Consider the following 26,836-nt stretch of genomic DNA (forward strand, 5'->3'; position numbering starts at 1 on the left):
GTGCCCTTATTGTTAAATAAAATCGGATGGGAGTGTTGATTTTGAGTATATTAGTTTTAAACCTATCTTCACATAACAAAGTTCCATACGAAGAATGGTTAAGTAGTTTAGGTGAAGATATTGTTTTATTGAACGCATCAAAAAGAGTTGAAGAATTTAAAAATAAAAATTATGCATATATTGAAGGATTTGAAAATTATGAGATCAATAATTTTGTAGAAGCAAGGGCATTAGAGCTACATAAAAAATTCAAATTTAGAAGGGTTATAGCAATATCAGAACTAGATTTGATTAGAGCTAGTTATTTACGTGAAGCTTTTGAGATTCCAGGACAAAAAACAGATAGTGCGCAAATTTATAGAGATAAAGTGAAAATGAAAAAAAAGGCAATGGAGAGTAATATGCAAGTGCCTACTTTTAGTAAAATTACTAATGCACTTGATTTAATTGATTTTATTGATAAAAATGGTTACCCAGTGGTTGTTAAACCTGTAGATAGTGCAGGATCCGTGGGAACAAGTGTATTAAAAAATGAATCGGATCTAAAAGTTTTGTTAACGAGTGGAATAAAGGAAAACTTAGAAGTAGAGCAATTCATAAAAGGTGATATGTATCATGTTGATGGTGTCATAGTTAATAACCAAATTATTGTAAATTGGCCTTCAATATATGTAAATGGCTGCTTGGCTTTCCAAGAAGGTAAATACTTAGGAAGTCACATGTTGCATGGAAATAATCCTTTAACTATGAGATTAAAAGACTTTGTTACAAACATCCTTAAATCATTTCCCACCCCGGCAGATACAGCATTTCATGCAGAGGTCTTTCATACAGATGATGATGAACTAATTCTTTGTGAAATAGCGAGTAGAGTAGGTGGAGCTAGAGTAAACGATGTTATTGAGTATGCTTTTGATGTGAATTTATTAAAAGTTTGGGTTCAATCCCAATGTAATGTTGAAAACATAGATAAATATTATAATAAAGAAGTTTTACCTAATAAATTATATGGATGGATTATTATCCCACCAAAAAATGGTACTTTTATAAGTCCGCCAGATGGAGATCCTCCTATTCAAGTGGTTGATTACCAGGTTACTGCTGCAAAAGGCCAAAAATTTAATGGAGCAACTATGAGTGTTGATAAGGTAGCATCTTTTATAGTTTCAGACACAAATGAAGATTTATTAAAATCTAAGATAATTAAATTAGCAGAATGGTTTGAAAAGAACTCTATTTGGGCTTAGGTATTTTTTCTGCTTACTTAATAAGGAGGTGATTTCAATTAGAGTATTAATAACAATCTCTTTTCCAATTGTTTCATATAGCATTATTCGAAGTATCAGACCTCATGTAGAACATATTTCGGTGCTGAACTATTCTAAGATCGAAGAAGGTGTTGGTGCTTCAAAATTTGTAGATAAAGTCCACTATATAAAACCAATAGAGGATGTTATTGGCAAAGTGAATGTTGAAAAAATAACAATGAAGACTAATGAAATTGAAAAAGAGTTTATAGATCGGATTCTAGAAATTTGTACAAGTAATAGCATTAATGTAGTTATACCCACTTCAGAGTTTGAATATCTTGTTTTTTCAAAAAATCTTCAAGCTTTTAATGAAAAAGGAATAACTGTAACAACATCATCCTTTACCTCATTATGTAAGAGCATGGATAAGTTCACGGTAATGCAAGAGGCTAAAAAAGTAGGTTTACCTTGCCCGAATACGATTTTACCTAACAGTTATGATGATGTTGAAAGATTTAGTCAAGAAGTTTCATTTCCATTAATAGTAAAAGTGAGATTTTCAAACAATTCAAATGGCGTTAAATTAGTAAAAAATTTGGATGAACTAATTAGGACTGTAAAGCAAGTAGAACCAATAAGTGGTTGGCCTGCCCTTCAAGAATATATACCAGGTACAAAAGAACCGTCTGTACATTTAATCATGAATAAACATCAAGATCCTAAACTACTATTTACTTTAAGAAAGCATAGGTATCTTGCTAGTGGATATTCTACATGTATTCAGACTACAGATGCTTTACCAGAAACAGATAGGATTATAGATTTGATGAGGAGTTTAGGTCTAGTTGGATATGCTGGCATACAAATGAAATTAGATGAGAGAGATGGAAAGCATAAATTAATAGAAATTAATCCTCGTTGGGGTGCGAATTCTCGAATTCACATGAGGTTGGGACTAAAATTAGGGGTAAACTCTGCCTTAAGAAATATTCAAGCTTTTATAGATACACATCAAGATTTTTATGAGTATCCTTCTAATGTTATGGGGGTTTCGGTATTTGAAGATTTATTGGCATTTAGGACCTATTTACGTGTAAATAAGTCTACAGAAAAGAACAAAACACAGATACCGCCTATCACAAAAATAATTAAATCATATTCTGATACTTATCTTTTCAGAAGAGCGACACATGATTTTATATGGAATGCTCTACTTTATGATCGTAAAATGGCGATGAATGTCTATAAAGGGGTAAATAAGGAATATAAGAATAACAAAGGAGAATTTGTACCTTGGGGGGACTTAATGCCTTAAAAGGAATTGTATTAAATCATTGTTTATAAATTTGAAATGGGAGAAGATTTTATATGTTAAAAACACTAAAAAATAATAAGTTGATAAGCGAAGGGTACGAAATTATTGAAGGAGTCATTCCATCTTCTGAACTACACGTAGTAAGAGAAGCTTGCTCTAATCTTACAAAAGATAGAGTTACAGCGTATCCTTCAGATGTATTAGGAGATCAATTAGTATCGAAAGTTCTTACAAATACCTCAATCATTGAGGTAGTGCGCTCAGTTCTAGGAGAAAATATTCTTATATTCCCTAACTTCACTGTAAGAAGAGGTGTTTATGAGCCTTGGCATATTGATGGTGCTTTTACTGAAAATTTAGGAGGAACCCAGGGAGAACCACTATTTGTACAATGTGGTGTTTATTTACAAAGTAATGATGAACTAAAAGGGGGGCAGGTTGATATTATACCTAAATCCCATGAAAGAATTGAAATAAATGACAAATTATTTGCTTCTGCCAATTTATTAGATATTGCTGTTTCAGGAAAAACAGTAAATGCAGGTGCTGGTGGGGCAGTTCTTTGGGATGGAAGGTTAGTTCATCAAAGTACACCTCAAAAAAAATATAATGAAGATCCAAAATTAGGTGTTTTCATGACTTTTGCTTCTGTTAATGCAAATTGGAAAGGTTTTCTAAAACATTTGCGTAAACGTGGTGAAGTTCAAAGTAATAATCCTAATCTTTTAGTAGGACGTTACCAAGACATGGAGAATATCGGAGTAAAAAATAAGGTTCCTTTACATATTGTGAATGAATGGAGTAGCTTAGGTGTAAAATTAGTTACTTTTGCAGATATGTAATAGCTCAATCGTTTATATTACACCATAAAATAAACTAAAGGAGTTGTAAGAATATGTCATCTGTTTATTTAGAAGAGTTAGCTGAAAAAGGATATACAATAGTAAGAAATGTATTAACTGCAAGTGAAGTAGAGAAAGCAAGGGATATTTTAGATAAATTAGATTCTCCCTTATCAGCAATCGTACCAAGCGAAGTGTTGAGCATGCCCTTATTAAATACAGTCCCTTTTAAGGAAAAAGTGATTTCTGCCTTTAAGGGCATTTTTGGAGGGGCATATGTAGTTTATCCTAACTTTACAGTTAGGCAAAATGTTTATGTACCTTGGCATTTAGATGTTGCTTTTCATAATGAAGTAGGTGGTATTGGAGATAAACCAAATTTCTTACAATGCGCTATCTATTTACAGGATAATAATAATGATGGTGGTATAGATGTTATTCCTGGATCTCATAAACGAATTAAGATAAATGGTCAGTACTATACACCATCTGAAAATCTAGATGTTTTTAGTCGTAGTAAAACAGTGGACAGTAGAGCAGGTGATTTGGTTTTATTTGACGGGAGAACTCTCCATGCAAGCAGTGGTAATGGTGTGTCAAATCAATCTAGTAAAAAGAAATATGGTTTATTTTTTACAGCTTCAAGTTTTAATGCTAATAAAGAACAAATGTTGCAACATCTATTCAATAGAAAAGATGTAAAAAAGGTAACAGGTGAAATTGTAAAAGATCCTAGATTTGAGGATATGAAAACCTTAGAGTTTCCGGTTAGTTATCCAGAAGTTGCCATAAAGGCAGCGGAGAATGGGGATATACACTTTTTAACCCTTAAAGATATAACTAATAATACACAAACATTACAAGAAGTTTAATATAGAACCAAGTTCATGCTGAAAATATACCCAATAAGTAGGTGGGAATAGCAATATGAGAAACAAAACCTGCCTTCTTATTGGGTGCTTAGAAAGAGGTAAAATCAATTATGAACAAAAACCTTCTTTTTTTATACATAAGTAAATTAATCTCTTCTTTAGGTGATCAAATTTATGTAATTGCTTTGAGTGTTACGCTTTATAAAGTAACGAATTCAGCATTAATAACGACAGGTGTCATTACAATAAAAGCCTTGGTTCATTTTTTGGGTATATTTATTTATAAAGCGGGTAACATGAAATTCCAAAAGTCTATAGCTGTTATAGGTGACATTGTACGATGTGTATTAATTGTTTTATTAATTCCATTAATTCAAATTCATTTTTTATTTGCATATGTAATAATATTCTTATTAGAAGTTGTCCAAATTTATTGTGCGTCTTCTCGTATTATATTATTAAATGCTGTTACGGATCCTAAGAAAAAGAACAATTCAAACATTATTGATCAAATAATACAAACTGTTGCAATTGGAATAGGTCTTGCATTAGGAGGAGTAGTTACTTATGAATTGAATTATAAAGCTGCGTTATTAGTTAATGCAGCATCATTTATTATTAGTGCTTTGTTAATTTCATTTGTAAAGATACAAATCAAAAATAACATTAACAAAGAAAAAATTAAGAATATAGGCTTGTTTCAATGGTTTAAAGCACAAGATTCAGGTATAAAAAAAGATTTGATAACTATTTTTCCATTCTATTCTTTCTCTGCAGTTGCTTTTAGTAGTTTACTAGTTGTATTTGTGATGGAATATCTCGCTAAAGACGAGAGGTACTATGGATATATATCGGGCATTATGGCACTCGGTTTATTTTTCGGAGGACTTATATCATTAAAAGTAAAAACATCTTTATACTATAGATCCTTATCTTTATCAATACTTGTTATGGGTTTATGTTATGTTATTGCAACGCAAACTAAATCATTTATAATTATAAGTTTATTCCTTTTTATATCCTCTGTTGCCAATATGATTTATGCCTCAATTCATAGAACCAGCCTAGCAGAGCTTTATAAAAACGTTGATATTGGAAATGCTTGGACTTTCTATAGGGCATTAAGTGTTATATTAGGTGCCATTGGAACTATTGTCTTTTCATTAATATCTGATTCATTTGGTATAATTTATGCGATGAACTTAAGTGGTATAACCTTGATTGTATTTGGGGTTTTTTTGGTATACAAAATATTCAGACATTATGAAATTAACCAAACGCAAGATTTTGTTAAGAACAATATTGATCTTTAGTACATTAAATTTTTTGCACTGTTTTAACATTAACCTAAATTCCCTCTGTTCTTGATACCTCATCAAATTACTCAAAGTTGACGGTATTGCCTGTCCGGAGGTAGACGAGTATAATGTCCACGTGAAAACCCGGAGAGGCGTCCTACAAAAAGTAACTATGGTTATTTTTTGTATAAAGTAGTAACGTAACGTTACCAATGAATTAATAAAAGATAGACCAATAAAGGACGTGAAAACTAACGCACTTATTGGACGAAAAGAAAGCGCTAGAAACCTCCACATATCAATGTTTAAAGCTTTTGGTTACACCATATCCATGTCAAAAGCAAAGCCAACGAATTCCGAATTCATCGCGATGGTTGCAGATAACTTAAGGCTTGAACATAAGGTGAGTTAAAAATAACAGTAGAAAAAAATGAGGCAGTTTTGTTTATAAAAGAAAAGTAAGTATAAACGCTTGCTTAACCAATAAAGTATTGATATACAAACCGATGAACATTCTTTTTGGGAGTTGTAGATAACTGTCATGAAAGGGATGTTCATTTTTTGTTTTAGCAAATTGGGGTGCTATAAGAAAAGCCCTGTGCAAAACAGGACTGTTTATTCTTTCTCTTGATTTTGTTTTTCTAATTCAACGAGTTTTTGAATTAAAATATGCTGAGGCATATGCATTAGCTGTTCAAGTGGAACACCGAGAGCTTTAGATAACTTAATAGCTGTTTCTGGTGAAAGTTGTAATGGTTTCATAAAGGTACCTCCTTTTTGTATAGTATAGCATAAAGTGAAATTAGCATAAGTAGAGAGGAATCGATGATAGCGAGTCGTATTATTATATAAATGTAAGTTGAAAAACCGACATAAAAATTAAGTGGCAAGAGCGACTAGCTATGCATAGAAGTCTGCTGCATGCAAGTGCAAGTCATTTTGTATTCTACATAGCAGTGACTTATATATTGAAAAATATATAGTTTGATTTACAACCTATAATGATTTTTTGTTAACTTTTAAAGTGAGATAGAATTTGAGGTGAGAAGATGATGCTTATTTTTGGACACCGCGGAGCTGCAGGGACGTATCCGGAAAATACGATGGTTTCTTTTCAGGCGGCAGAGAAATTTGGAGCTGATGGAATTGAATTAGATGTGCAGTTCACAAAAGATAACAAGATTGTTGTCATTCATGATGAGACGGTAAATCGAACGACCAATGGAAAAGGGGCTGTTCGAAATTATGTATATGAGGATTTGCGTACGTTAGATGCGAGTTATATATTTCATGATAAGGTCGGTGTGCAGCCTATTCCTTTATTAGAAGAAGTGTTAGAGTGGCTGAAAACAAACAACCTTATTCTTAATATTGAATTTAAGAATAATAAGGTAGCGTACCCTGGTTTAGAAGAAGAGGTAATTACTTTTATTCGAAAATATAGTATGGAGGAGCGAACGATTTTATCTTCTTTTAATCATTATAGTATGAAGAAGTGTCATATGATGGCTCCTGATATTGAGACGGCGATTTTGTATAAGGAAGGGTTACATAGCCCGTGGGCTTACGCAAAAAAGATGGGAGCGAGTGCTATCCATCCGAACTACCGGTATATTTCGGATGGAATTGTAGAATTAACGATGGAAAATGGTGTAGCTGTGCGCCCGTATACAATCAATGATGAGGAAGTGATGAGGAAGTTTTTAAAGATGAATGTGACGGCTATTATTACAGACTATCCAGAGCGTGCAAAGGGACTATTGCAAGGTAAAAAATGAGACCTTTCTTCAGAGAAGGTCTCATTTTCTTTGTGAACGTTGGTATTGTGAAGTATTTCAAGGTAAAGAATTCTATTGCACGATTCGCGAGTGGGAAGATTTCCATTGATAGAAGTTTCACTTTATCCCGCATTAACGGACAGTAAAAGTGTTGTCCAACTCGGGCGTCTTGTGATTCTGAGCGAGCCGCTTCCGCATTTCTAAAGAAGATAGGTGTGGGCTAACTGTCCGTAAAATCCCGATTGGTTCAACTAACCATTCAAAGGAAAAGCACCTTCGAATGGAAGTTTCACTTTATCTTCGAAATCGGGCTTGTACTTTATTCCGTTTTCGGTCGCGGTATAAAACGAAGCCGCCAAAAATATAAAAACCAATTGCAAAACAGAGTGCTCCAATTACAAATTGTAACCATAATGTAGGGATTGGAGAGAAAAGAACACCGAAGATAGTATCTCTCATCAGTTTAATGCCTACTACAGCTAGAAAAATAGGGATAACTGCTAATAGGAGAGCGAGATAACGTTGCATAAGGAATACCCCTTTTCAGACAATTTAGTATATACAAAATCATGTAATAATTCGCGTTCGTTTGTCAAGAGGTTTCGTAAGAAGTAAGATAAAAGTATGAAAAATTTTGCAGAGATGCTGCGGGAGGATTGGTAGCATATGAAACAAAGGGTATTAATTATTGGAGCGGGTGCTGGGGGCAGTGCGATTCTAGATCTATTGCAAAAATCGAATATATTTGAAGTAGTTGCAATTGTGGATATTGATGAAAGAGCAAAGGGGATTCAACTTGCAAAGAGTCTTTATATTTCTACAGGGAGTGACTGGGAATCTTTTATACGTGAGGACATTGATGTCATCTTTGATATGACAGGTGATTACAGTGTGTATGAAAAGGTTTTAGTGCAGAAAAAAGAAGATGTACTCCTAGTCCCAGGGGATGTTGCGAATATTGGTGTGAAACTTGAGCATGAAAAAGAAAGGTTGATCGGGCAATTAAAAGATCAAACGCAGCAACGGGATCTTATTTTAAATTCCACACACGACGGTATGATTGTGGTTGATAAAGAAGGGTATGTACTATTATTCAATAAAAGTGCGGAACGGATGACGGGATATAAAAGTGCGGAAGTTGTTAATAAGTATATTTTAGAAGTCATTCCAACGAGTAAGTTGCTTCGTATTATTCGTACGAAACAAATTGAGATTAATCAAGAATTAACATTAGATAATGGAAAGAAAATTATTTCAACGCGCATTCCGATTTTAAATGAAACTGGAGACGTGCAAGGGGCGTTTGCGGTTTTTAAAGATATTACTGAAATTGTAAATTTGGCTGAAGAAGTAACGGATTTAAAAGAAATTCAAACGTTGCTAGAAGCGATTATCCATTCTTCTGAAGAAGCAATTTCTGTTGTCGATGAACAAGGACGAGGACTTGTTATTAACCCGGCTTATACAAAATTAACAGGTCTTTCTGAAGAAGATATTATTGGTAAGCCAGCGACAACGGATATTGTAGAAGGGGAAAGTATGCATATGAAGGTGCTACGGACGCGCAGGGCAGTGCGTGGTATTCATATGAAAATTGGGCAAAAAAAGAGAGATGTTATTGTAAACGTAGCTCCGATTATTGTTGATGGGATTTTAAAGGGGAGTGTCGGTGTAATTCGCGATGTATCCGAAATCCAAAAATTAACAAATGAATTAAATAGGGCAAGACAAATTATTCGTACATTAGAAGCGAAGTATTCATTCGAAGATATTGTTGGAACGTCAGAAGAGATTGTGGCGGCGATTGAGCAGGCGAAACTAGGGGCGAATACACCGGCGACGGTACTGCTCCGGGGGGAGTCAGGAACTGGGAAGGAATTGTTTGCACACGCTATTCATAATAGCAGCAATCGGAAGTACAATAAGTTCGTTCGGGTAAATTGTGCGGCAATTTCTGAATCGTTATTAGAAAGTGAACTGTTTGGTTATGAAGAAGGCGCGTTTTCGGGAGCGCGTCGCGGGGGGAAACGTGGTTTTTTTGAAGAAGCGAACAATGGAAGTATTTTCTTAGATGAAATAGGAGAATTGTCTGCGAATACACAAGCGAAGTTACTTCGTGTTTTGCAAGAGAAGGAAATCGTGAGAGTCGGAGGTACAAAGCCAATTCCGATTCATGTTCGAGTCATTGCTGCGACACATGTGAATTTAGAAAAGGCGATTTTAGATGGTGATTTTCGGGAAGATTTATATTATCGGTTAAATAAAATTCCAATCCATATTCCATCACTTGGTCAGCGTAAAGAAGATATTAGTGAAATTGCTGATCGATTAATTCAAAAAATTAATCAAGATTATGGTCGTAATATTGAGGGCTTAACGGAATCTGCAGTGAAGTATTTACAGTCATATGATTGGCCGGGAAATGTTCGTGAGCTTGAAAATATTTTAGGGCGAGCAATTATTTTTATGAATTATAACGAGATGTATATTGATGTACACCATTTACCGCCGTTACATCATGAGGATCAACAAGAACTTATAGGGAGTAATGTACTTTCTGAATTAGAAGAAAGGCCTCTTGAGGATTTAGTGGCTGAATTTGAGGGGAATATTATTCATGAGTATTTGTCTAGATGTAATGGGAACAAAACAAAAACAGCACAAGCATTAGGGATTTCGGTTCGGAATTTATATTATAAGCTAGAGAAATACGAGTGTGCAAAAAATAGCATGCAATAATTTTCATACCGTGCAATAATTTGCACGGTATATATAATGTGGCAAAATTAGACAGAATTTTTTATTTAGTTACAAAATGTTGATTTTTCTACGTTTTGAATGCGCTTTCAAAAATATTTAAACGAAATTAAAAAGTTGGCACGGTATTTGCTTTAATATATAAGCGAGGGACGACGAGGAAGGGTTGATTACAAAATATGAAGTTACAAACTTTAATTGATCAAGCAGCAAAGCAACCGAAAAAAACAGTTGCTGTTGCAGTAGCTGAAGATCATGAAGTAATTGAAGCCGTTACAAAGGCTGTACAATTACAGTTAGCTCAATTTCGTCTATATGGAAATCAAGAAACAATTATGAGTATGTTACAAGAGCATGGATTAGCGCCTTCAGAACATATTGAAGTAATTTCTACTACATCTAGCGCAGAAGCTGCTGAATTAGCGGTAAAGGCTGTAAGAGGTGGAGAAGCGGATGTACTTATGAAGGGCAACATTCCAACAGCTAACATTTTAAAAGCAGTATTAAATAAAGAGTGGGGTCTTCGTAAAGGCGGTGTGTTATCACACGTTGCAGCTTTTGAAGTACCGAATTACGATCGCTTTATCATCGTAACAGATGCAGCGATGAATATCGCTCCAGATGTACAGCAAAAAGCGGCGATTGCACAAAATGCAGTTGAAGTTGCCCGGGCAATAGGAGTAGAAGTACCGAAAGTAGCTCCGATTGCTGCTGTGGAAGTTGTAAATCCTGCAATGCAAGCAACGATTGATGCAGCAATGTTAACGCAAATGAATCGCCGGGGTCAAATTAAAAATTGTATCATTGACGGACCGCTTGCTTTAGATATTGCTGTTTCACAAATTGCAGCAGAGCATAAAGGAATTCAAAGCGATGTAGCAGGTAAAGCAGATATTTTACTCGTCCCAACAATTGAAGCTGGAAATGTATTATATAAATCGCTTGTATATTTTGCAGATGCAAAAGTAGGAGCGATTATCGCTGGAGCGAAAGCACCGATTGTGTTAACATCTCGCGCTGATTCAGCAGAAACAAAAGTGTATTCATTGGCATTGGCAGTTGCGACTGCTTCTAAATAAACTTTCTTGCAATACATGTTTTCATTAATGATTAAGGAAATGCGTCCGATACAACGGACTAAAATTGAAAATGGTGAACATATCAAGGGGGAAATTACAATGACATTAGAAATTTTTAAATACTTAGAAACTTACGATTACGAGCAAGTGGTGTTCTGTCAAGATAAAGAATCAGGTTTAAAAGCAATTATTGCAATTCATGACACAACTCTTGGACCAGCTCTTGGCGGAACAAGAATGTGGACATACGACTCTGAAGAAGCTGCAATTGAAGATGCTCTTCGCCTTGCAAAAGGTATGACATATAAAAATGCAGCAGCTGGTTTAAACTTAGGCGGCGCAAAAACAGTTATTATCGGCGATCCACGCAAAGATAAGAGCGAAGCAATGTTCCGCGCATTAGGACGTTACATTCAAGGGTTAAATGGTCGTTACATCACAGCTGAAGATGTTGGTACAACTGTAGATGATATGGATATTATTCATGAAGAAACAGATTTTGTAACAGGTATTTCACCTTCATTCGGTTCTTCTGGTAACCCATCTCCAGTAACTGCTTACGGCGTATACGTTGGTATGAAAGCAGCTGCAAAAGAAGCGTTCGGTACAGATAGCTTAGAAGGTAAAGTAATTGCTGTTCAAGGTGTAGGGAATGTAGCTTATCACCTATGTAAACACCTACATGCAGAAGGTGCAAAATTAATCGTTACAGATATTAATAAAGAAGCTGTACAACGTGCTGTAGAAGAATTTGGTGCAACTGCTGTTGAGCCAAACGAAATTTATGGTGTTGAATGTGACATCTATGCACCATGTGCATTAGGAGCAACAGTAAATGATGAAACAATTCCACAATTAAAAGCGAAAGTAATTGCTGGTTCTGCAAATAATCAATTAAAAGAAGATCGTCACGGTGATATCGTTCATGAAATGGGCATCGTGTATGCACCAGACTATGTTATTAATGCGGGTGGCGTAATTAACGTAGCGGACGAGTTATACGGATACAATAGAGAGCGTGCATTAAAACGTGTAGAAGCAATTTATGACACAATTGAAAAAGTAATCTCAATTTCAAAACGTGATGGTGTGCCAACATATGTAGCAGCAGATCGTCTTGCTGAAGAGCGCATCGCAAGCTTAAAAAATACACGTAGCACATTTTTAAGTAACGGCCACAACATTTTAAGCCGTCGCTAATTGATAGAGAAAGTAAATGTGAAAGCAGCAGCGACTTCATTTGGAATGTTGGGGGGAGAAAAGTTGCTGCTGTCTTTCTATAATAAATGGTAGGGGGAGAATTCTTGTCCGTGAATCGTATTCTTGTTATTAATCCTGGTAGCACATCTACGAAGATTGGTGTTTTTGATAATGAAAGACCTGTTTTAGAAGAAACAATTCGTCATGACACAGAACAGATTGGGAAATATAAGCGTATTATTGACCAATATGAATTTCGTAAGCGAACTATTTTAGAGGTTCTTCATTCTCATGGCATTAATATTTCTAAGTTAAATGCTGTATGTGGACGCGGCGGATTACTTCGACCGATTGAAGGCGGTACGTACACAGTAAACGAAGCAATGCTAGAAGATTTGAAAAATGGTTATAGTGGTCATCATGCTTCCAATCTAGGTGGGATTTTAGCATATGAAATTGCTTCTGGACTTAATATTCCGGCGTTTATTGTTGATCCAGTAGTTGTAGATGAAATGGAAGATATTGCTCGTATTAGCGGGATAGCTGGCATGGAGCGAAGAAGTATTTTTCATGCGCTAAACCAAAAAGCAGTAGCTCGTAAAGTTGCAAAAGAACTTGATCGTAAATATGAAGATTTAAATTTAGTAATTGCACATATGGGCGGCGGTATTTCAGTTGGTGCTCATAAAAAAGGAAAAGTTATTGATGTAAATAACGGTTTAAATGGAGAAGGACCATTCAGCCCAGAGCGTGCAGGAACGGTTCCAGTAGGCCAGCTTGTAGAAATGTGCTTCTCTGGTGACTATTATCGCGATGAAATGATGAAAAAAATCGTTGGACAAGGGGGCTTAGTAAGCTTACTTGGTACAAATGATGCAATTAAAGTAGAAAAGATGGTCGAACAAGGCGATCCAGAAGCAACGCTTGTTTATACAGCGATGGCATATCAAGTTTCAAAAGAAATCGGTGCGGCAAGTGCAGTTCTTCATGGTAAAGTAGATGCCATTGTTTTAACGGGCGGGCTTGCATATAGTAAAATTCTTGTTGATGAAATTAAAGAGCGCGTTCATTGGATCGCAGATGTCATTGTGCATCCGGGTGAAGATGAATTGCAAGCATTAGCAGAAGGTGCACTTCGTGTACTTCGTGATGAAGAAACTGCAAAAGAGTATGTTGTACGGGAAAAAGAAACAGTAGCTAGGGGTTGAGTGATATGGCAAAAGAATACGATTTAGTTATCGTTGGCGGTGGTACAGGCGGATATGTTGCAGCTATTCGTGCATCGCAACTAGGATTAACAACAGCGCTTGTTGAAAAAGAGAACCTAGGCGGTACTTGCTTACACAAAGGATGTATTCCTAGTAAGGCGTTACTTCGCAGTGCTGAAGTTTTTGCAACTGCGAAAAAAGGTGAAGAATTCGGCGTTGTAACGAGTAATGTAGAATTAAATTTTGCAAAAGTACAAGAACGTAAGGAAAAAATCGTTAGCCAGCTTCATAAAGGTGTTCAGCATTTAATGAAGCAAGGGAAAATCGATGTATACGAAGGAATTGGTCGTATTCTTGGCCCATCTATTTTTTCACCGATGCCAGGTACGATTTCTGTTGAATTCGCAAGCGGAGAAGAGAATGAAATGCTTATTCCGAAAAACGTAATCGTTGCAACAGGATCACGTCCAAATTCTTTACCAGGACTTGAACTTGATGGTGAATACGTCATGTCATCTGATCATGCCCTAAAAATGGAAACGCTTCCTGAATCTATCATTATTGTTGGTGGCGGCGTAATTGGTATTGAGTGGGCATCTATGCTTGCTGATTTTGGTGTAGAAGTAACTGTACTTGAATATGCAAAACACGTTCTACCGCTTGAAGATCAAGACGTTTCTAAGGAAATGCAACGCTTGCTTAAGAAAAAGGGCATTAAAGTTGTAACTGGTGCAAAAGTGTTACCAGAAACTTTAGTAAAAGATAATGGTGTAACGATTCAAGCTGAATTGAATGGTGAAAATAAAGAATTTAAAGCTGAAAAAATGCTTGTATCTGTTGGAAGACAAGCAAACACACAAAATATCGGCTTAGAAAATACAGATATCGTTGTTGAAAAAGGTTATATTCAAACGAATGAATATTATCAAACGAAAGAATCACACATTTATGCGATTGGTGATGTAATTGGCGGCCTGCAGCTTGCGCATGTTGCTTCTCATGAAGGAATTGTAGCGGTTGAACATATTGCTAGAAAAGAACCGATGCCAATTGATTATTCTATGGTATCTAAATGTGTATATAGCAGCCCGGAAGTAGCTTCTGTCGGTTTAACAGAGCAAGAGGCAAAAGAAAAAGGCTATAAATTAAAAGTAGGTAAATTCTCATTCCGTGCAATCGGTAAAGCGCTTGTATATGGAGAATCTGATGGTTTCGTAAAACTTGTTGTTGATGAAGAAACAAATGATATTCTTGGTGTTCATATGATTGGACCGCACGTAACAGATATGATCTCAGAAGCAGGTCTTGCAAGAGTATTAGACGCAACGCCTTGGGAAGTTGCACATACAATTCATCCACATCCATCATTATCAGAAGCAATTGGTGAAGCTGCGTTAGCAGTTGATGGAAAAGCGTTACACGGGTAAAAGTGAACCATTCGGAATGGATAGTGCACTGTTCTTGCTTTATAATAGAGCGGGGTAAAAAGGATTTAGGAGGGTGTTAAAATGGCTGAAGTAAAAGCGAAACGCCATGAAGAGCTTGGGTTAAGCGATGAGCAAGTATTAGAAATGTATCGCACGATGTTACTCGCACGTAAAATTGACGAGCGCATGTGGTTATTAAACCGTGCAGGGAAAATTCCGTTTGTAATTTCTTGTCAAGGACAAGAAGCTGCACAAGTAGGAGCAGCATTTGCACTTGATCGTGAAAAAGACTACGCATTGCCGTATTATCGTGATATGGGTGTCGTGTTAGCATTTGGTATGACAGCAAGAGAGCTTATGTTATCCGGATTTGCAAAAGCAGAAGATCCAAACTCTGGCGGACGTCAAATGCCTGGACACTTTGGACAAAAGAAAAATCGCATCGTAACAGGTTCTTCACCAGTTACAACGCAAGTACCACATGCAGTAGGTATTGCGCTAGCAGGAAAGATGGAAGGGAAAGATTTAGTAACATTTGTTACATTTGGTGAAGGTTCTTCCAACCAAGGTGATTTCCATGAGGGTGCAAACTTTGCTGGGGTACACAAATTACCTGTTATTTTCATGTGTGAAAATAATAAATATGCAATCTCTATCCCTGTTGAAAAACAGTTAGCATGTAAAAATGTATCTGACCGTGCAATTGGTTATGGAATGCCGGGATACACAGTAGACGGAAATGACCCGCTTGAAGTATATAAAGCTGTAAAAGAAGCAGCAGATCGCGGACGCCGTGGTGAAGGTCCAACATTAATTGAAACGGTATCGTATCGTTTAACAGCACACTCTAGTGATGACGATGATCGTGTTTACCGTGACCGAGAAGAAGTAGAAGAAGCAAAGAAAAAAGATCCAATCTATACATTTGCAAATTACTTAAGAGAAGTAGGCATTTTAACAGAGGAATCTGAAAAACAAATGTTAGACGACGTAATGCATATCGTAAACGAAGCAACAGAATATGCAGAAAATGCTCCGTATGCAGATCCAGAGTCTGCATTAAAGCACGTATACGCGGAATAAGGGGGAACGTTTCATGGCTGTAATGTCTTATATTGACGCGATTACATTAGCAATGCGCGAGGAAATGGAACGCGATGAGAAAGTATTTGTATTAGGAGAAGACGTTGGTAAAAAAGGCGGCGTATTTAAAGCGACAAATGGATTGTATGATCAATTTGGTGAAATGCGCGCGCTTGATACACCACTTGCAGAATCTGCAATTGCTGGGGTAGCAATCGGTGCAGCGATGTATGGAATGCGCCCAATTGCAGAAATGCAATTTGCTGACTTCATTATGCCAGCGGTGAACCAAATTGTTTCCGAAGCAGCAAAAATTCGTTACCGTTCTAACAATGATTGGACTTGCCCGGTAACAATCCGTGCACCATTTGGCGGCGGTGTTCACGGTGCGCTGTATCATTCTCAATCTGTAGAAGCACTTTTTGCGAACCAACCTGGTTTAAAAATTGTAATTCCTTCTACACCATATGATGCAAAAGGTTTATTAAAAGCAGCAATTCGTGATGAAGATCCAGTATTGTTCTTTGAACATAAACGTGCATATCGCTTAATTAAAGGTGAAGTGCCGGAAGATGATTATGTGTTACCAATCGGAAAAGCAGACGTAAAACGTGAAGGTGATGACATTACTGTTATCACATACGGATTATGTGTACACTTTGCTCTTCAAGCTGCTGAAAAATTAGCACAAGATGGCATCTCTGCTCACGTTCTTGATTTACGTACTGTATATCCGTTAGATAAGGAAGCAATTATTGAAGCAGCTTCAAAAACAGGTAAAGTTCTTCTTGTAACGGAAGATAATAAAGAAGGAAGCATTATGAGTGAAGTAGCAGCAATTATCGCAGAAAATTGCTTATTTGATCTTGATGCACCAATTGCTCGTCTTGCAGGTCCAGACGTTCCAGCAATGCCATATGCACCAACAATGGAGAAATTCTTTATGGTGAATCCAGATAAAGTTGAAAAAGCAATGCGCGAACTTGCGGAATTTTAATCGGGGGGACTATACATGGCTGTAGAAAAAATTACAATGCCTCAGCTTGGGGAGAGTGTAACAGAAGGTACAATTAGTAAGTGGCTTGTTTCTGTTGGAGATCACGTAAATAAATATGATCCGCTTGCAGAAGTAATGACAGATAAAGTAAACGCAGAGGTACCTTCCTCTTTCAGTGGGGTTGTTACAGAATTAATCGCTGGCGAAGGTGATACACTAGCTGTCGGTGAAGTGATTTGTATGATTCAAGTTGAGGGTGCAAATGAAGTAGCTGCAACAGCTGTAGAAGAGAAAACGAAAGAGGCGCCAAAAGCAGAAGTAGCTGCACCGGTATCAGCACCGAAAGCAAAGCAACCAACTGATGGTAAACCACGTTTTTCACCAGCTGTATTAAAGCTTGCAGGTGAACATAATATTGATCTAGCTGCAGTAGTAGGTACAGGAGCAAATGGCCGTATTACACGCAAAGATATTTTAACATTAGTTGAATCCGGCAATATTCCACAAGCAGGTGCGAAGAAAGAAGCTGCGCCAATTACACAAGAAGCACCAAAAGCAGCAGCTGCATCGGCACCGGCAGCACCGAAAGCGGAAGCGGCAAAACCGGTATCTGTACCAACAATGCCTGGAGATATTGAAATCCCAGTGACTGGTGTGCGTAAAGCAATTGCTGCAAACATGCTGCGCAGTAAACATGAAGCACCACATGCTTGGATGATGATTGAAGTGGATGTAACAGATCTTGTTTCATACCGTAATTCAATTAAAGGTGAATTTAAAAAGCGTGAAGGCTTTAATTTAACATTCTTTGCATTCTTCGTAAAAGCTGTTGCACAAGCATTAAAAGAATACCCACAAATTAACTCTATGTGGGCTGGCGATAAAATTGTGCAGAAGAAAGATATTAACCTTTCTATCGCAGTTGCAACTGACGATGAATTATTCGTTCCAGTTATTAAGCATGCTGATGAGAAAACAATTAAAGGCGTCGCTCGTGAAATTACTGAGCTTGCAACAAAAGTACGTACGAAATCATTAAAAGCTGACGAAATGCAAGGTGGAACATTTACGATCAATAACACAGGATCATTCGGTTCTGTTCAATCTATGGGTATTATTAACTACCCACAAGCAGCAATTTTACAAGTAGAATCTATCGTGAAACGTCCAGTAATTATGGATAACGGTATGTTCGGTGCACGTGATATGGTTAACCTATGCCTATCTCTTGACCACCGCGTATTAGACGGATTCATTTGCGGTAAGTTCTTAGGACGCGTAAAAGAAATTCTTGAAAGTATGTCTGCAGATAATACTTCTGTATATTAATATAAAAAAGCTCGCGCTTGCGAGCTTTTTTATTATGATCAACTTCCTGAAAAAGGGCATTACTTCTTCTATTCAAATTCTTTTTCTCAATGTTAATCTTACAATGAAAGTTTATGTATTATAAATTTCCTACAATACATTGCCAATACCATATATAGAGAGCTAAAATAAGTAGCGGCTGTTTTTTTATTTGAGGAGTATAGAAATGAGATAAAGAGTACTAGTATGGAAGTTTCACTTTATATGTGACGTTGATTCAGGAGGATATCATGAAGAGTATCGCAGAATTTTTAAATAGTTTAGATAAGAGATTGCTTTTCATCTTAAGTATTTTGTGTGTAACAAGTTTAGTTGCTATATACAGTAGTCAACAAACAGGACAGTATGGAACAACAAATTTCGCGTTGCAACAAGGAATTAATTATGTAATAGGAGGTGTATTACTATTACTTGTTGCAAGTATGGATAGTGATCAAATTCAAAAGTTAGCTTGGCTTTTTTATATTATTGGGTTTGGTTCTATTGTAATACTTCGTATATTACCGGTTTCAAAATTTACACCTGAAATTTTAGGTGCAAAAAGGTGGTTTAGGTTCCCAATTTTAGGGTCGATACAACCTTCGGAATTTTTGAAAATCGCATTAGTTGTTTTAATTGCGAGTTTAGCAGTAAAGCATAATACGAAATATATGGCAAGAACATTTAAAACTGACTTATTGCTTATAGGAAAAATTGCATTAGTAGTAATTCCACCATCGCTTTTTGTGTATCAGCAACCTGATACGGGAATGGTTTTCTTATACGGTTCAGCAACTGTTTGTATCATTTTCATGTCAGGCATTAAGAGGAAGTTGATTGCAATAATTACAATTGTTCCAATCACAATTTTGACTACATTAATATATATTTTCTTGGAATATCCAAGTATTATTTTTAATAAGTTAATTCCTTTGTTAAAACCACATCAACAATCACGAATTTTAGGTTGGTTAGCGCCTTTCGAATATACAGATCAAGGATATCAAACACAACAATCAATTTTAGCAGTGGGTAGTGGTGGTTTGGCAGGGAAAGGAATTGGGCATGGAAGTGTCTATATTCCAGAAAAACATACAGACTTTATTTTTGCTACTGTTGCTGAAGATGGTGGATTTTTATTTGCAGCTTTCATTGTATTTATATTTCTTCTTCTTATTTATCGAATAACCATAGTTGGGTTTGCAGCAGATAACCTATTTGGTACATTATTATGTGCGGGAACAATTGGTATTTTAACACTGCAGATTTTTCAAAATATTGGCATGATCGTTGGGCTAATGCCAGTAAAAGGAATAGCTCTTCCGTTTTTATCATATGGAGGAAGCTCCTTGTTCTCTAATATGATACTAATGGGACTCATATTAGCAGTAAGAAAAACATACAAAAAGTACATGTTTTCTGTTAGCTAAAGAATATATAGATGAAAAACCTGATCCGTTTGTGTGCGGATCAGGTTTTTTTTTACATAGGTATTCTCAATAATCATAAACTAAAGAAAATGTAGTAGATTGTTCCGTTTTTGTAATAATGTCAACTTGAGGAGTGCGATTCATGTCTATACATATTTTTGAAGGAGCACGTCACATTTCTAATGGAGAGTGGGTGCTTCGTGCTATATTCGCATATATGTTTTTAATTATTGTGGCAAAAGCGATGGGACAACGCTCTATTGCCCAGCTTCGTTTTTTAGATCTTATTCTCGTGTTATTATTAGAGGGAAATCTAACGAATGCATTGTCTGATGAAAAAGTAGGTCTTTTGGGTTCTATGATTACATCGTTTATTCTCGTCGTACTTCATATAGTAAGTTCTATTTTGACATTAAAGTGGGATCGGTGGAGACGGTTTTTAGAGCCTGCACCAATTATTCTTATACATAATGGTTCCGTTCAGTTAAATAATTTAAAGAAAGCGCGGATTACAGTCGAGTATTTATTTTCTGAGCTGAGGTTGCAAGGTATTACAGATATTCAAACAGTAAAACTAGCTTTATGGGAAGCAAGTGGGGTTGTTTCTGTATTTCAATATGCGGCACATGAAACAGTGTCTCGAAAAGATATGAAAATATACGCAGAACAATCACCTATTACATTTATCTTAATAAAGAATGGGAATATTCAAAAGGATGTTCTCGCTTTAATAGAAAAAACAGAAGAGTGGGTAAAAGACGAGTTAAAGCAGAAAGTACCGATTCAATCGATTCAATTAGCAACGATAGATGAAAAGGGACAAATAAATATTTTGCTTAAAAAGTAAAAAAGGATCATTTTTCCATTTTATACATATGATACAATGGTGTGGACAAGGAAATAAAAAGAAAGGTTTGTTGAAATGGGATATGTGGAGGAATTACGAAAAGTAGTTGGTCATCGCCCGTTAATTTTAGTCGGTTCAGTTGTTCTTGTATTGAATGACAATGGGGAAGTATTATTACAGCAAAGACAAGAACCGCATGGAAAATGGGGACTTCCTGGTGGATTAATGGAGCTCCGGGAATCACCGGAAGAAACTGCATACCGTGAAGTGTATGAAGAGACCGGTATTCATGTGAAGAATTTGCAGCTCATTAATGTGTTCTCAGGTGCAAAATATTTTGTGAAACTAGAAAACGGTGACGAGTTTCAAACAGTAACGACTGCATATTATACGCATGATTATGAAGGAGAGCCTACTGTAAACAAAGAGGAAGCAATACAATTAAAGCTTTTTTCGGTTACAGAATTGCCAGAGTATATTGTAGGATCGCATAAAAGAATGATTGAAGTGTATGTAGAAATGATACAAAATAAGTAAAAATGTAATATAATGGTGATAGAAATGCAAAAATACAGTTCCGGTTGGTAGTCCGGACGCATAATTTTTAATCCCGCTACTAACGGGCAGTAACCCCCATCTCAAGATTCAGAGAAAGCGAAGAAGGTAGGTGGGGGATAACTGTCCGTAAGAGCCCGATTGGTTCAACTAATTAGCAGCAAAAAATCGTGCTGCTAAAAGTTTCACTTTATGTCAATAACCTTCCCCTCCGGGATGTCCAGCATTTCTGAATAAGTTTATAAAGGAGGGACTGTCAGTGAAATTGACAGTATATCATGACGGTCAGTATTTTGTAGGAATGATTGAACAAGAAAAAAATGGGAAGTTGTATGCAGTACGGCACATTTTTGGTACTGAACCGTCTGATGAAGAAGTGTTTTTGTTTGTAAATGATACGTTGTTACCGTATTTTAATCGCTTTGCGAAATGCGGAGTAGAGATTAAACAGCAAAAGCGTCCGAAAAATGTAAAGCGCATGGTTCGGCAAGCAGCAAAGGAATTAAACAGTTCAAAGTTTACGAAAGCACAAGAAGCGATTCAGTTATCGTATGAAGTGCATAAAAAAGAAAAGCAAGTGCAATCGAAAGAAATACGAGAAATGGAAAAGCGGAAAAAGCGTGCGTTAAAAGTGCAAAAAGCGAAACAGAAGCATCGTGGTCATTAAGGAAAACGTCTTAGAGTCCTTTCTCTAAGACGTTTTTCTTAATGGCAAAGCAAGTAAGTTTACTTGTATTTTCGAAATCATTACTGGTAATATACAAATAGGTATATAAGAGGAGGGAAAGCTTTGATTAACTTCAACTTTTTTATGAATGACGTTGTACGTCAAGCGCGTGAAGAAATCGTAGCAGCTGGTTATGCAGAGTTAACAACGCCAGAAGCTGTAGATGAAGCACTGCAAAAGAAAGGTACAACACTTGTAATGGTAAACTCTGTATGTGGCTGTGCAGGGGGAATTGCTCGTCCAGCAGCAGCTCATTCTGTTCATTATGATAAACGTCCAGATTACCTTGTTACTGTGTTCGCAGGTCAAGATAAAGAGGCAACAGCACGTGCTCGTGAGTATTTTGAAGGATATCCACCATCTTCTCCATCGTTTGCACTATTGAAAGATGGAAAGATTGTAACGATGGTTGAGCGCCATGAGATTGAAGGTCATGATCCAATGCAAGTTATTGCTAAATTACAATCGTACTTTGAAGAACATTGTGATGAAATGTAATATACGTTTTTAGAACCGTTAAGAATGAAATCTTAACGGTTCTTTTTTTATACATAATACGAGTTATTTATGCATAAAAATATGCATTATATACTTGTTTGTTAGCGTTTTTTAAAGAAACTTAATTTATTTTTATTTTATTTATTGCATAAAAATAAATTTGTTGCTACAATACATTCAACGAATAAAAATTCTATAGATCATTTAAATATACATTAACTAGGAGGAAAGGTAATGAAGAAATTTTTATCAATTTCAGTTGCACTTATTTTAATCATGAGTATATTCACTGCTTGTAGTAAGGGTGGAAATGCAGGAAGTGATAATAAAAAGAAAGTTTTAGTTATGGGAACATCTGCAGATTACAAACCGTATGAATATGTGGATGCAAAAAAGAGTGAAGATATTATCGGTTTTGATATTGATGTTATGAACTATATTAGTAAAGAGTTAGGTTACAAAGTTAAAATTAAAGATATGGATTTTGGTGGACTGTTAGCATCATTAGAGGCTGGGAAAGTTGATTTTGTCATGGCGGGAATGACACCGACAGCAGAGCGTAAGAAAAATGCTGATTTTACAGATATTTATTTTGTCGCTAAAAATGTAATCATTTCTAAAGAAGGTTCAAATATTAAAACGTTGCAAGATCTACAAGGAAAAAAGGTAGGAGTACAAACAGGATCTATCCAAGAAGAAAAGGCGAAAGATTTACAAAAACAAGTATCGTTCCAATTTGAAGGACGTGATCGTGTACCAGAACTAATTCAAGAAATTCAAGCAGGACGTTTTGATGCAATTATTTTAGAAGATACAGTAGCAAAAGGGTATTTAGAAAAAAATAAAGCGTTAAAGAGTGTGGAAATTCCAGAAGCTGCAGATGAAGCTGGTTCAGCAATTGCGCTTCCGAAAAATAGTGATAAGACAGAAGAATTTAATAAAGTAATTAAGAAAATGAAAGAAAATGGAGAAATGGATAAATTAGTGAAGAAATGGTTTGGCGGCGATAAATAAGCCGCCTTTCCTTCTTCTGGAGAGGACTGACTGAAAATGAACTTGGATTTTTCGCAAATAGCGCCTTCAATACCATATATATTGAAGGGCTTAGAAGTTACATTAAAAATTGTTGCCGTTGCTTCTTTGCTTGGTTTTGCGCTAGGTACGTTATTAGCGCTTTGTAAAATTGCTAGAATAAAGGTTTTAAGTATAATTGCTGATTTTTATACATCTCTTTTTCGTGGTACACCGCTTGTACTACAATTAATGATTATTTATTACGGTTTTCCGCAAATTACAGGATATGATATTTCAGCATTTTTAGCAGCAGTGTTAGCATTTAGCTTAAATTCAGGCGCATACATGTCAGAGGTCATTCGCGCTGGAATTCAAGCGGTTGATAAAGGACAAACAGAAGCGGCAATGGCACTTGGTATTCCATATGGTAAAATGATGCAAAATATTATTTTACCGCAAGCATTAAAAAATATTTTACCTGCATTAGTAAATGAATTTGTTACATTAACGAAAGAGTCCGCGGTTGTTACTGTAATCGGTGCAACAGATTTAATGCGCCGTGCGTATATTGTTGGCGGTGAGACATTGTCTTATTTTGAGCCGCTTTTATTTGTCGGTATGATTTATTACATTCTTGTTATTATTCTTACATTCGTTGGGAAAGCAGTTGAAGGGAGAATGAAGAAAAGTGATTAAAATTAATGACCTTCACAAATCATTTGGAAATAACGAAGTATTAAAAGGGATTACAACAACAATTGGACAAGGTGAAGTGGTAGCAATTATTGGGCCGTCTGGTTCAGGGAAATCAACATTTTTACGTTGCATGAACTTATTAGAAGAACCATCTGGCGGACAAATTTGGATTGGTGATCAGGATGTAACGAATCCAAATACAAATATTATGGAAGTTCGTCAGCATGTTGGAATGGTATTTCAACATTTTCATTTATTCCCTCATATGACAGTGTTAGAAAATATTACGTATGCTCCTCTTACTGTAAAAGGTACTGCAAAGGAGGAGGCAGTAAAAAAGGCTGAAGAATTATTAGAAAAAGTGGGATTACTTGAGAAAAAGGATGCCTATCCAAATCGTCTTTCTGGTGGACAAAAACAGCGTGTTGCAATTGCAAGGGCATTAGCAATGGAACCGGACGTTATGCTATTTGATGAACCGACTTCAGCACTAGATCCGGAGATGGTGAAAGAAGTATTAGAAGTTATGAAATCTCTTGCAACGACAGGAATGACGATGGCAATCGTTACGCACGAAATGGGGTTTGCAAAAGAAGTAGCAGATCGTGTTCTCTTTTTAGATGGAGGGAAACTTGTAGAAGATGCGAAGCCAGAGCAATTTTTTACAGCACCGGAAAGCAAACGTGCCCAAGAATTTTTGCGAAAAATGTTGTAACATGTAAACGTTACGTGAATAATAAGGGAAAAAGGATGACATTATGTCATCCTTTTCTTTATACTTATTTTATGTTGAAAGGTAACTACTCAGCCATACATTTCATTTTTCATTTTCCGGCATATAAATTGCTGCCATGAAGATAAAAATGGCGCTGCCTGTCTTTGTTTTAAAACTTTGCGAGTGGCAGGAAAAGGCACTGACCGCTACTATACATAGCCAGTCCCTCCCAGACCATTTAAAAAGATGCTTTTCTATCGTTTTTTCATAGAGTGACTGAGTAGTTATGTTGAAAGTACATAATAGGAGCGTTAACATGTTTAAAATTGGATATCGAACAGTGAAAACAGCAGCTGGAACTGCATTGGCTGTGTGGATTGCTCAATTACTTCATTTGGAGTTTTCTAGTACAGCCGGCATTCTTGTCATTTTATGTGTACAAAATACAAAAAGAAAATCATTAGAAGTATCTATTCATCGCTTTATAGCTTGTTTACTTTCTATGGTTTTTGCATTTTTTATTTTTGAACCGATAGGATATACACCGTTAACACTTGGGATTTTATTACTTCTGTTTATTCCAAGTGCAGTTATGCTTAAGATTCAAGAGGGGATTGTTACAAGCGCTGTTATTGTTATGCATTTATATTCATTGCAAAAAATTACGTGGGCAATTGTTGGAAATGAGATTGCCATTTTAACGGTTGGAATTAGTGTTGCTTTATTAATTAATTTGTACATGCCAAGCGTTGAAAATGAGTTGAAAGAGTATCAACAAAAAGTAGAATCTAATTTTAAGACGATGCTTTTGGAAATGGCCGCATATTTAAGAAATCGTGAAAGTGTGTGGAATGGAAAAGAGCTAATTGAAACGGAAACATTACTTGAGAAGGCAAAAGAATTGTCTTTTATAAAGCTGGAAAATCAGTTTATGCGTGAAGATGATTATTACTATCGTTATTTTCAAATGCGTGAGCAACAGTATGAAATTTTAGAAAGAGTTATGCCGCTAGTTGCTTCGTTATCTTGGTCATATGAACAAGCGGGTATGGTGGCTGGTGTAATTGAAAATGTTGGGAATGCAATTCGCCCAGAAAGTACAGGGGTTATATCATTAAGACAGCTTCAAGAGATGCGAGAAATCTTTCGAGAAATGCCGCTTCCAGAAACACGAGAAGAATTTGAAACGCGTGCTAAGCTCGTTCAGCTCGTCTATGAAATAGAGCAATTTTTATTCATTAAAAGTCGATTTATAGGGAAATATAACATCAAAGAATTAATATAAGAAGGACGGAATGCGGTATGTCATATCTTCTTTCATTCATATTATTTATTTCCCTATCGCCTCTTTGGCCGCTCGGTGATAATCCACGTGTTGGCGATCCGCTTATTATCGTCAATAAACAAACAAACCGACTTGCATATATTTATGATGGAAAGATACAAAATACATTTCCAGTCGGAACAGGTAAAACGAATGATTTAACACCAGAAGGTACATTTGATGTTGTGATGAAGGCGAAAAATCCGTATTATATTGCGAAGGACATTCCAGGTGGTTCACCGGAAAATCCGCTCGGTTCAAGATGGATAGGCTTTAATGCCCGAGATACAGATGGTAGTAAATATGGGATACATGGAACAAACCAGCCAAGCTCGATTGGCAAGTATGTTTCCCAAGGGTGTATTCGAATGCATAAAAAAGATGTAGAGTATTTGTACGATCGTATTCCGATTGGAACAAAAGTATGGATTGTGAAATCAAAAAAATCATTTGAGCAGCTTGCGAGAGAAAAGGGTGCAATTGCTTACGAAGAAAGCCAGCAGTATATGTTGGCTTTTTGTTATAGTATATCTTGTCTTGACATGTGTACATATAACATGCGTTAATGATGATAACA

At 36.1% G+C, this 26,836-nt stretch carries 26 protein-coding genes and 1 pseudogene; 25 read left to right on the top strand and 2 right to left on the bottom strand.

Translation table 11 applies throughout. The annotated features are described in order from the left end of the window. The first annotated feature begins 41 nt into the window (after nucleotides 1-41). The 6 genes and pseudogenes from MR076_RS06595 to MR076_RS06620 all read left to right on the top strand — a co-directional run. Nucleotides 42-1,247 (top strand): ATP-grasp domain-containing protein, encoded by a 1,206-nt coding sequence (locus tag MR076_RS06595; protein ID WP_242218895.1) that lies wholly within the window; start codon nucleotides 42-44, stop codon nucleotides 1,245-1,247. Nucleotides 1,248-1,368: 121 nt separating this feature from the next. Further along, nucleotides 1,369-2,565, top strand: coding sequence for an ATP-grasp domain-containing protein (locus MR076_RS06600; protein ID WP_242218897.1), 1,197 nt, complete (start codon nucleotides 1,369-1,371; stop codon nucleotides 2,563-2,565). A gap of 53 nt (nucleotides 2,566-2,618) precedes the next feature. Further along, the gene (locus tag MR076_RS06605) at nucleotides 2,619-3,407 is read left to right on the top strand and encodes a phytanoyl-CoA dioxygenase family protein (protein ID WP_242218899.1); all 789 of its coding nucleotides are present in this window, start codon (nucleotides 2,619-2,621) and stop codon (nucleotides 3,405-3,407) included. Nucleotides 3,408-3,460: 53 nt separating this feature from the next. Further along, on the top strand, nucleotides 3,461-4,279 hold the full coding sequence (locus MR076_RS06610; RefSeq protein WP_242218900.1) for a phytanoyl-CoA dioxygenase family protein: 819 nt from the start codon (nucleotides 3,461-3,463) through the stop codon (nucleotides 4,277-4,279). Between the two features lie 110 nt (nucleotides 4,280-4,389). Further along, on the top strand, nucleotides 4,390-5,592 hold the full coding sequence (locus tag MR076_RS06615; RefSeq protein WP_242218902.1) for an MFS transporter: 1,203 nt from the start codon (nucleotides 4,390-4,392) through the stop codon (nucleotides 5,590-5,592). Between the two features lie 283 nt (nucleotides 5,593-5,875). After that, nucleotides 5,876-5,989, top strand: a pseudogene (locus MR076_RS06620) (sporulation initiation factor Spo0A C-terminal domain-containing protein); the annotation flags it as partial. Nucleotides 5,990-6,192: 203 nt separating this feature from the next. Here MR076_RS06620 and MR076_RS06625 read toward each other — a convergent pair. After that, complete coding sequence (locus tag MR076_RS06625) at nucleotides 6,193-6,339, bottom strand: YycC family protein (protein ID WP_020061562.1); 147 nt, start codon at nucleotides 6,337-6,339, stop codon at nucleotides 6,193-6,195. A gap of 287 nt (nucleotides 6,340-6,626) precedes the next feature. Here MR076_RS06625 and MR076_RS06630 point away from each other — a divergent pair, with 287 nt between their 5' ends. Next, entirely contained in the window at nucleotides 6,627-7,355 is a 729-nt protein-coding gene (locus MR076_RS06630) for a glycerophosphodiester phosphodiesterase (RefSeq protein WP_242218904.1), read from the top strand. A gap of 294 nt (nucleotides 7,356-7,649) precedes the next feature. Here MR076_RS06630 and MR076_RS06635 read toward each other — a convergent pair whose 3' ends face one another. Continuing rightward, nucleotides 7,650-7,883, bottom strand: coding sequence for a DUF2627 domain-containing protein (locus tag MR076_RS06635; RefSeq protein ID WP_242218906.1), 234 nt, complete (start codon nucleotides 7,881-7,883; stop codon nucleotides 7,650-7,652). Between the two features lie 138 nt (nucleotides 7,884-8,021). Between MR076_RS06635 and MR076_RS06640 the strand changes: the two genes are divergently transcribed. From MR076_RS06640 to MR076_RS06725, 18 genes are all read left to right on the top strand, one after another. After that, nucleotides 8,022-10,094 carry a sigma-54 interaction domain-containing protein gene (locus tag MR076_RS06640; protein ID WP_242218908.1) on the top strand — a complete coding sequence of 691 codons (2,073 nt, stop codon included), beginning with the start codon at nucleotides 8,022-8,024 and terminating at the stop codon, nucleotides 10,092-10,094. Nucleotides 10,095-10,291: 197 nt separating this feature from the next. Then, nucleotides 10,292-11,191, top strand: coding sequence for a phosphate butyryltransferase (gene yqiS, locus MR076_RS06645; RefSeq protein ID WP_242218911.1), 900 nt, complete (start codon nucleotides 10,292-10,294; stop codon nucleotides 11,189-11,191). Nucleotides 11,192-11,290: 99 nt separating this feature from the next. After that, nucleotides 11,291-12,391 (top strand): leucine dehydrogenase, encoded by a 1,101-nt coding sequence (locus MR076_RS06650; protein ID WP_090913935.1) that lies wholly within the window; start codon nucleotides 11,291-11,293, stop codon nucleotides 12,389-12,391. Nucleotides 12,392-12,495: 104 nt separating this feature from the next. Further along, nucleotides 12,496-13,599: a butyrate kinase gene (buk, locus tag MR076_RS06655; protein ID WP_242218913.1), complete on the top strand. Its 1,104-nt coding sequence runs from the start codon at nucleotides 12,496-12,498 to the stop codon at nucleotides 13,597-13,599. A 5-nt stretch (nucleotides 13,600-13,604) separates the two neighbouring features. Continuing rightward, nucleotides 13,605-15,026, top strand: coding sequence for a dihydrolipoyl dehydrogenase (gene lpdA, locus MR076_RS06660; RefSeq protein WP_242218915.1), 1,422 nt, complete (start codon nucleotides 13,605-13,607; stop codon nucleotides 15,024-15,026). A gap of 81 nt (nucleotides 15,027-15,107) precedes the next feature. Beyond that, on the top strand, nucleotides 15,108-16,109 hold the full coding sequence (bfmBAA, locus tag MR076_RS06665) for a 3-methyl-2-oxobutanoate dehydrogenase subunit alpha (protein ID WP_242218917.1): 1,002 nt from the start codon (nucleotides 15,108-15,110) through the stop codon (nucleotides 16,107-16,109). A 13-nt stretch (nucleotides 16,110-16,122) separates the two neighbouring features. After that, complete coding sequence (gene bfmBAB / locus MR076_RS06670) at nucleotides 16,123-17,106, top strand: 3-methyl-2-oxobutanoate dehydrogenase subunit beta (protein WP_035429503.1); 984 nt, start codon at nucleotides 16,123-16,125, stop codon at nucleotides 17,104-17,106. Nucleotides 17,107-17,121: 15 nt separating this feature from the next. Continuing rightward, nucleotides 17,122-18,435: a dihydrolipoamide acetyltransferase family protein gene (locus MR076_RS06675; RefSeq protein WP_242218919.1), complete on the top strand. Its 1,314-nt coding sequence runs from the start codon at nucleotides 17,122-17,124 to the stop codon at nucleotides 18,433-18,435. Between the two features lie 269 nt (nucleotides 18,436-18,704). Next, on the top strand, nucleotides 18,705-19,883 hold the full coding sequence (locus MR076_RS06680; protein ID WP_242218921.1) for an FtsW/RodA/SpoVE family cell cycle protein: 1,179 nt from the start codon (nucleotides 18,705-18,707) through the stop codon (nucleotides 19,881-19,883). Nucleotides 19,884-20,025: 142 nt separating this feature from the next. Continuing rightward, entirely contained in the window at nucleotides 20,026-20,730 is a 705-nt protein-coding gene (locus MR076_RS06685; RefSeq protein WP_242218923.1) for a DUF421 domain-containing protein, read from the top strand. Nucleotides 20,731-20,805: 75 nt separating this feature from the next. After that, nucleotides 20,806-21,267 carry an NUDIX hydrolase gene (locus MR076_RS06690; RefSeq protein ID WP_242218924.1) on the top strand — a complete coding sequence of 154 codons (462 nt, stop codon included), beginning with the start codon at nucleotides 20,806-20,808 and terminating at the stop codon, nucleotides 21,265-21,267. A 277-nt stretch (nucleotides 21,268-21,544) separates the two neighbouring features. After that, entirely contained in the window at nucleotides 21,545-21,952 is a 408-nt protein-coding gene (locus MR076_RS06695; protein WP_242218925.1) for a YjdF family protein, read from the top strand. Nucleotides 21,953-22,096: 144 nt separating this feature from the next. After that, on the top strand, nucleotides 22,097-22,510 hold the full coding sequence (locus MR076_RS06700) for a BrxA/BrxB family bacilliredoxin (protein WP_242219212.1): 414 nt from the start codon (nucleotides 22,097-22,099) through the stop codon (nucleotides 22,508-22,510). Nucleotides 22,511-22,744: 234 nt separating this feature from the next. After that, nucleotides 22,745-23,524 carry a transporter substrate-binding domain-containing protein gene (locus MR076_RS06705; RefSeq protein WP_242218927.1) on the top strand — a complete coding sequence of 260 codons (780 nt, stop codon included), beginning with the start codon at nucleotides 22,745-22,747 and terminating at the stop codon, nucleotides 23,522-23,524. 36 nt (nucleotides 23,525-23,560) lie between these two features. Then, entirely contained in the window at nucleotides 23,561-24,220 is a 660-nt protein-coding gene (locus tag MR076_RS06710) for an amino acid ABC transporter permease (protein ID WP_242218928.1), read from the top strand. Further along, on the top strand, nucleotides 24,213-24,935 hold the full coding sequence (locus MR076_RS06715; protein ID WP_242218930.1) for an amino acid ABC transporter ATP-binding protein: 723 nt from the start codon (nucleotides 24,213-24,215) through the stop codon (nucleotides 24,933-24,935). The genes MR076_RS06710 and MR076_RS06715 overlap by 8 nt, the downstream gene beginning before the upstream one ends. Before the next feature lie 316 nt (nucleotides 24,936-25,251). Then, a complete protein-coding gene (locus tag MR076_RS06720) occupies nucleotides 25,252-26,220 on the top strand; it encodes an aromatic acid exporter family protein (RefSeq protein WP_242218932.1) in 969 nt (322 codons plus the stop codon). 17 nt (nucleotides 26,221-26,237) lie between these two features. Continuing rightward, nucleotides 26,238-26,825, top strand: a complete 588-nt coding sequence (locus MR076_RS06725) for a L,D-transpeptidase (protein WP_242218934.1) — start codon at nucleotides 26,238-26,240, stop codon at nucleotides 26,823-26,825. Nucleotides 26,826-26,836: the final 11 nt, after the last annotated feature.

The sequence above is a fragment of the Bacillus cereus group sp. BfR-BA-01380 genome, assembly GCF_022663535.1.
GTDB classification, from domain to species: domain Bacteria; phylum Bacillota; class Bacilli; order Bacillales; family Bacillaceae_G; genus Bacillus_A; species Bacillus_A cereus_BB.

Bases quoted from the DNA above. Each gene is read 5' to 3' on its own strand.
- lpdA (WP_242218915.1), top strand. From the start codon at position 13,605: ATGGCAAAAGAATACGATTTAGTTATCGTTGGCGGTGGTACAGGCGGA.
- MR076_RS06685 (WP_242218923.1), top strand. From the start codon at position 20,026: ATGTCTATACATATTTTTGAAGGAGCACGTCACATTTCTAATGGAGAG.
- MR076_RS06700 (WP_242219212.1), top strand. From the start codon at position 22,097: ATGAATGACGTTGTACGTCAAGCGCGTGAAGAAATCGTAGCAGCTGGT.
- yqiS (WP_242218911.1), top strand. From the start codon at position 10,292: ATGAAGTTACAAACTTTAATTGATCAAGCAGCAAAGCAACCGAAAAAA.
- MR076_RS06675 (WP_242218919.1), top strand. From the start codon at position 17,122: ATGGCTGTAGAAAAAATTACAATGCCTCAGCTTGGGGAGAGTGTAACA.
- MR076_RS06625 (WP_020061562.1), bottom strand. From the start codon at position 6,339: ATGAAACCATTACAACTTTCACCAGAAACAGCTATTAAGTTATCTAAA.
- MR076_RS06710 (WP_242218928.1), top strand. From the start codon at position 23,561: ATGAACTTGGATTTTTCGCAAATAGCGCCTTCAATACCATATATATTG.
- MR076_RS06640 (WP_242218908.1), top strand. From the start codon at position 8,022: ATGAAACAAAGGGTATTAATTATTGGAGCGGGTGCTGGGGGCAGTGCG.
- MR076_RS06605 (WP_242218899.1), top strand. From the start codon at position 2,619: ATGTTAAAAACACTAAAAAATAATAAGTTGATAAGCGAAGGGTACGAA.
- MR076_RS06615 (WP_242218902.1), top strand. From the start codon at position 4,390: ATGAACAAAAACCTTCTTTTTTTATACATAAGTAAATTAATCTCTTCT.
- MR076_RS06725 (WP_242218934.1), top strand. From the start codon at position 26,238: ATGTCATATCTTCTTTCATTCATATTATTTATTTCCCTATCGCCTCTT.
- bfmBAB (WP_035429503.1), top strand. From the start codon at position 16,123: ATGGCTGTAATGTCTTATATTGACGCGATTACATTAGCAATGCGCGAG.
- MR076_RS06635 (WP_242218906.1), bottom strand. From the start codon at position 7,883: ATGCAACGTTATCTCGCTCTCCTATTAGCAGTTATCCCTATTTTTCTA.
- bfmBAA (WP_242218917.1), top strand. From the start codon at position 15,108: ATGGCTGAAGTAAAAGCGAAACGCCATGAAGAGCTTGGGTTAAGCGAT.
- MR076_RS06680 (WP_242218921.1), top strand. From the start codon at position 18,705: ATGAAGAGTATCGCAGAATTTTTAAATAGTTTAGATAAGAGATTGCTT.
- MR076_RS06705 (WP_242218927.1), top strand. From the start codon at position 22,745: ATGAAGAAATTTTTATCAATTTCAGTTGCACTTATTTTAATCATGAGT.
- MR076_RS06650 (WP_090913935.1), top strand. From the start codon at position 11,291: ATGACATTAGAAATTTTTAAATACTTAGAAACTTACGATTACGAGCAA.
- MR076_RS06690 (WP_242218924.1), top strand. From the start codon at position 20,806: ATGGGATATGTGGAGGAATTACGAAAAGTAGTTGGTCATCGCCCGTTA.
- MR076_RS06610 (WP_242218900.1), top strand. From the start codon at position 3,461: ATGTCATCTGTTTATTTAGAAGAGTTAGCTGAAAAAGGATATACAATA.
- MR076_RS06630 (WP_242218904.1), top strand. From the start codon at position 6,627: ATGATGCTTATTTTTGGACACCGCGGAGCTGCAGGGACGTATCCGGAA.
- MR076_RS06720 (WP_242218932.1), top strand. From the start codon at position 25,252: ATGTTTAAAATTGGATATCGAACAGTGAAAACAGCAGCTGGAACTGCA.